This is a genomic window from Martelella sp. UBA3392, assembly GCF_002358775.1.
In the GTDB taxonomy this organism is placed as follows: Bacteria; Pseudomonadota; Alphaproteobacteria; order Rhizobiales; family Rhizobiaceae; genus Martelella; species Martelella mediterranea.
The window spans coordinates 1-4,506 of sequence record NZ_DEPM01000242.1; the positions used below are offsets into that span (position 1 = coordinate 1).

The window sequence follows — 4,506 nt, forward strand, 5'->3', positions numbered from 1 at the left end:
CGGTGGAGAACGCCATAGGGCGCGTTCCAGCGCGCGCGGGCCTCGCTCATCGGCAGGCCGGTGATCCGGCGAAGGCTGACGCCGGAGGCAAGGGTGATCTCGCGCGGTTCGCGCCACTGGCTTTCCAGCCGGGAGAGCACGCCGACCCGTTCAAGGCAGCGCGCGGCGTTGGGCGAAATCTGCAGGCCTGCGCCGACCTCGTTCAGGGCTTCCGCCTGTTCGAAAATGTCGCTGGAAATGCCGCGCCGGGCGAGCGCCAGCGCCACGTTCAGCCCGGCAACGCCCGCTCCGATGATGGCGACATGTTGAACTGTCATGGCATTCCTTGACCGCCGAAAGCCTCGTCCGGCGGGCGCGCGGTCAGGCCGCGTCGACCCGATAGGCGCAGCCGGCCGGTTTGGTCTCGTCTGCGTGAAGGGCGGGGTTATAGCGGTAAAGCGTCGAGCAGTAGGAACAGACGGCTTCGTCGTCATCGCCCATATCGATGAAGATATGCGGATGGTCGAAGGGCGCGGACGCGCCGACGCACATGAATTCCTTGACCCCGACCTCGATGGAGCGATGTCCCTCGTCGTTCTTGAAATGCGCGATCGCGTGACCAGCCATAATTGTCTCCGGTTCCTTGAGCTTTCGGCGCGGACACTATAACTCTTTGCCGCAAATGTGTAGTACCCGATTTGTCGCCGAGGCGGCTTTTCGGGGGCGTGTTTTGACAATGATCAGCCGCGGTGCAGCCATGAATTTCAATCTCCCGGATTTCGACAGTTTCAGCCATGACGGCCTCGACCTTGCCTATTTCGATGTCGGTTCGGGGGAGCCCATCCTGCTGATTCACGGCTTCGCCTCGACGGCATCCGTCAACTGGGTGCATCCGGGATGGCTGAAGACGCTGGGCGAGGCGGGCCACCGGGTGATCGCGCTTGACAATCGCGGCCATGGCAAAAGCGACAAGCCGCATGATCCCGAACGCTATTATCCGAGGCTGATGGCCGGGGATGCCGCGGCCCTGCTCGATCACCTCGGCATCGAAAGCGCCCATGTTATGGGCTATTCCATGGGCGCACGCATCGCCGCCAATCTGGCGCTCGCCCATCCGGCGAAGGTCCGCAGCCTGATCTTCGGCGGTCTCGGCATCGCGCTTTGCGACGGGGCAGGCGACTGGGATCCGATCGCCGAAGCACTGCGCGCGCCTTCGCTCGACGACGTCACCCATGAGCGCGGCCGCATGTTCCGCGCCTTCGCCGACCAGACCAGAAGCGACCGGATCGCGCTCGCCGCCTGCATCGAGACCTCGCGCGAGCTCGTGAGCCGCGAGGATGTCGGCAGCATCGCCGCGCCGACGTTGATCGGGGTCGGTACCCGCGATGATCTCGCGGGCTCCGCCCAGACGCTTGCGGGCCTGATGCAGAATGCGCGGGCGCTCGACATTCCGAACCGCGACCATATGCTCGCCGTTGGCGACAAGGTGTTCAAGCAGGCGGTTCTGGATTTCCTTCAGAACGTGGCCGACACGAAAAACTGAAGACCGCCGCATTGGTAATTGCGGCCGGCTGATCTATATTCCCCGCAAATTGCGTCCTTCATCGTGCTGTCGGCGACGGCAGGTGCGACGCCCGGAGAACCGGAAGAAAAGGAGGCCGTTATGCCCGCGCAGCCCGAAAAGAACAGCCAGGAAACCAATCTGAAGGCCGTCGATCCGATCTGGGCGAGCCTCAGGGCGGAAGCCGAATACGCGCTGGAAAAGGACCCGATCCTTGCGGCGTTTCTCTATTCGACCATTCTGAACCATGATTCGCTGGAGGATTGCGTCGTCTACCGCATCTGCGAGCGGCTCGACCACCCGGATGTCCAGGCGATCCTCCTGCGACAGACCTTCGAGGAAATGCGCCGCGACTGGCCGGAATGGGGCGATATCCTGCGTGTCGATATCCAGGCGGTCTACGACCGCGACCCTGCCTGCACGCGGTTCATGGAGCCGGTGCTTTACTTCAAGGGCTTCCACGCGATCCAGACCCACCGGCTGGCGCACTGGCTGTGGAATCGCGGCCGGCAGGATCTGGCGCTCTATCTGCAGAGCCGTTCCTCCAGCGTGTTCCAGACCGATATCAATCCGGCCGCGAAGATGGGCAAGGGCATCTTCCTCGATCACGCCACCGGCCTCGTGGTCGGCATGACGGCGACGATCGGCGACGATGTCTCGATCCTGCAGGGCGTGACCCTCGGGGGCACCGGCAAGGAGACCGGCGACCGCCACCCCAAGATCGGCGACAGCGTTCTGATCGGCGCGGGGGCGAAGGTGCTGGGCAATATTTCGGTCGGCAAGTGCTCGCGCATCGCGGCCGGATCCGTGGTGCTGAAGCCGGTGCCGGCCAATTCCACGGTCGCGGGCGTTCCCGCCAAGGTCATCGGCACGGCCGGCTGCTCCGATCCCGCGCGCTCGATGGACCAGTTGATCATTTCCGAGGAATAGGCGCGGGCGAGAACAAATCCGTGCGGTCGCGCGTTTGCGTTTCGCCGGCGCGCATGGCAAAAGCCGCGGACATTGCAAAGGCCAGACGGAGAAAATCCCTTGAAACAAGACGAAATCAAAAAACTCGACGCCTATTTCAAACGTCTCTTCGGCCCGAGCTTTGCGGTCCGGGCGCGGCCGCGCAAGGATGATTCCTGTGAGGTCTACAATGGCGAGGAGTTCATCGGCGTGATCTATCTCGACGACGAGGACGGCGACCGCTCCTACAATTTCTCGATGGCGATCCTCGACGTCGACCTTGAAGGCTGAGCGCGCTTAAGCCTCGGGCCAGACTGTCGGCCGCAAAGAAAAAAGCCGGCCCGTGTGAGGGCCGGCAAAAAGGCGGAAACAATTCGGTGATGTGAAGTCAGAGGGCAGTATGTCACTCTTCAAAATCCGGGGCGGCAATAGGCAGGTTACGGTAATCGTACCAGGCAGCGGGTGGCGCCGCCTTGCCCCGTGGTTTGGATAGTGTAAGAACATCTCGTTTTGATGACATCGAGACGCATTTGAGCCCTCATTCCGAAAAATTCGGAAAGATGGCAGCGTCTCAGAGGGGAATGAGATGCCGCCGCTTTCCGAACTTCTCGAACTTTGCGTATTGCTGGCGCTTGCCGGCGGAATTGCCGGGTTTCTGGCCGGGCTTTTCGGCATTGGCGGCGGCGCCGTGCTGGTTCCCGTCTTCTATCAGGCCTTCGCCCTTTTCGGCGTGGATGACGGGCTGCGTATCAAGCTGAGCGTCGGCACCTCGCTTGCGATCATCATTCCGACATCGCTACGCTCCTTCCAGTCGCATTACAAACGCGGCGCGGTCGACATGGCGGTGCTCAGGCGGTGGGTGATCGCGGTACCGTTCGGGGCCGTGGTTTCGACACTGGTGATTGCCTATGCGCCCGGCAGCCTGCTGCGCGGCGCCTTCGCGGTGATCACGCTGCTTATCGGCCTCAAGATGCTCTATCCCAGATCGGCCGAATGGCGGCTCGGCGATGACCTGCCGAAAAACCCGGCGCTGTTCGTCTATGGCTGGCTCATCGGCCTGCTCTCCGGCCTGATTGGCATTGGCGGCGGCACGCTCAACAACACCTTCATGACGCTCTTCAACCGGCCGATCCATCAGGCGGTGGCGACGTCCGCGGGGGTCGGCGTGCTGATTTCGATTCCGGGCTTCATCGGCAATATCGTCGGCGGCTGGGGCAAGGCGGGGCTTCCGCCGCTGTCGACCGGCTATATCAACTGGGTGGCTGTCGCCCTGATCATCCCGATCACGATGCTGATCGCGCCGCTCGGAGCCACCGTCGCGCACCGGCTCAGTAAGCGGAAGCTGGAAGCCGGCTTCGGCATCTTCCTGCTGATCATCTCGGCGCGGTTTTTCTATTCGTTCTTCTGACAGGCTTATTCGGTCAGGCGTAACTCGTCGGAGCGCATGTCGACCGAGGTCAGCGTTGACAGGAAGCTCATACCGAGCAGGCTTTCGGCAAGCCTGCCTTCGGTTGCCACCATGGCCTTGACGTTGCGCCGCGTGATCGGGCCGATCGAAACCTCATCGAGTGTAATGGGCGCGGCCATCGCCGTGCCGTTGGCGGTCGTCACCATCGCGGTATAGCTGAGATCGGAGCCTTCAAACCCGATGCGGGCGGCGTCGCGCGCCGTGAGCGTCACGCGGCTTGCGCCCGAATCGACCAGCATCGTGATCGTCTCTCCATCGATCTCGACATTGGCGGCGAAATGGCCGTCCAGGCGCTTGTGAAGAATCACCTGTTCGCGGCCATCGGACATTGTCGTCTCCATCGCCATGCCGGGGATCAGCCCGCTGAAGAGCCTCGCGCCGACAGTGCGGAAATCGTCGCGGAAGATGTAGGCCGCCGCCACCACCAGCAGCACCGCCGCCCAGATCAGCAGCGACTGGAACACGAAGCCGAGATTGCGCCGGCTTTGCAGCACGCCCGCCGAGACCAGCAGCAGGATCGGCGCGAGCCAGAGGGCGCTGGCGAAATCAT

General features: G+C 62.8%; 7 protein-coding genes. 4 read left to right on the top strand and 3 right to left on the bottom strand.

Features of this window, described 5'->3' with window-relative positions:
- Positions 1-317, bottom strand: a 317-nt coding sequence (locus tag B4E36_RS19220) for an FAD-dependent monooxygenase (protein WP_345900706.1), incomplete at its 3' end; no start/stop codon positions are given.
- A gap of 43 nt (positions 318-360) precedes the next feature.
- Positions 361-606, bottom strand: coding sequence for a zinc-finger domain-containing protein (locus tag B4E36_RS19225; protein ID WP_292056058.1), 246 nt, complete (start codon positions 604-606; stop codon positions 361-363).
- 130 nt (positions 607-736) lie between these two features.
- Here B4E36_RS19225 and B4E36_RS19230 point away from each other — a divergent pair, with 130 nt between their 5' ends.
- The 4 genes from B4E36_RS19230 to B4E36_RS19245 all read left to right on the top strand — a co-directional run bounded on the left by B4E36_RS19230 (position 737) and on the right by B4E36_RS19245 (position 3,896).
- Entirely contained in the window at positions 737-1,522 is a 786-nt protein-coding gene (locus B4E36_RS19230) for an alpha/beta fold hydrolase (RefSeq protein ID WP_292056059.1), read from the top strand.
- 120 nt (positions 1,523-1,642) lie between these two features.
- Positions 1,643-2,470, top strand: coding sequence for a serine O-acetyltransferase (gene cysE / locus B4E36_RS19235; protein ID WP_345900707.1), 828 nt, complete (start codon positions 1,643-1,645; stop codon positions 2,468-2,470).
- A 99-nt stretch (positions 2,471-2,569) separates the two neighbouring features.
- Entirely contained in the window at positions 2,570-2,779 is a 210-nt protein-coding gene (locus B4E36_RS19240; protein WP_018066339.1) for a DUF3126 family protein, read from the top strand.
- Between the two features lie 295 nt (positions 2,780-3,074).
- Positions 3,075-3,896 (top strand): sulfite exporter TauE/SafE family protein, encoded by an 822-nt coding sequence (locus tag B4E36_RS19245; RefSeq protein WP_292056061.1) that lies wholly within the window; start codon positions 3,075-3,077, stop codon positions 3,894-3,896.
- 5 nt (positions 3,897-3,901) lie between these two features.
- On the opposite strand, the gene B4E36_RS19250 is transcribed toward B4E36_RS19245, so the two are convergent.
- Positions 3,902-4,506, bottom strand: a 605-nt coding sequence (locus B4E36_RS19250; RefSeq protein WP_345900708.1) for a retropepsin-like aspartic protease family protein, incomplete at its 5' end; no start/stop codon positions are given.

Coding starts and splice junctions, on each gene's coding strand:
- B4E36_RS19245 (WP_292056061.1), top strand. CDS start 3,075: ATGCCGCCGCTTTCCGAACTTCTCGAACTTTGCGTATTGCTGGCGCTT.
- B4E36_RS19230 (WP_292056059.1), top strand. CDS start 737: ATGAATTTCAATCTCCCGGATTTCGACAGTTTCAGCCATGACGGCCTC.
- cysE (WP_345900707.1), top strand. CDS start 1,643: ATGCCCGCGCAGCCCGAAAAGAACAGCCAGGAAACCAATCTGAAGGCC.
- B4E36_RS19225 (WP_292056058.1), bottom strand. CDS start 606: ATGGCTGGTCACGCGATCGCGCATTTCAAGAACGACGAGGGACATCGC.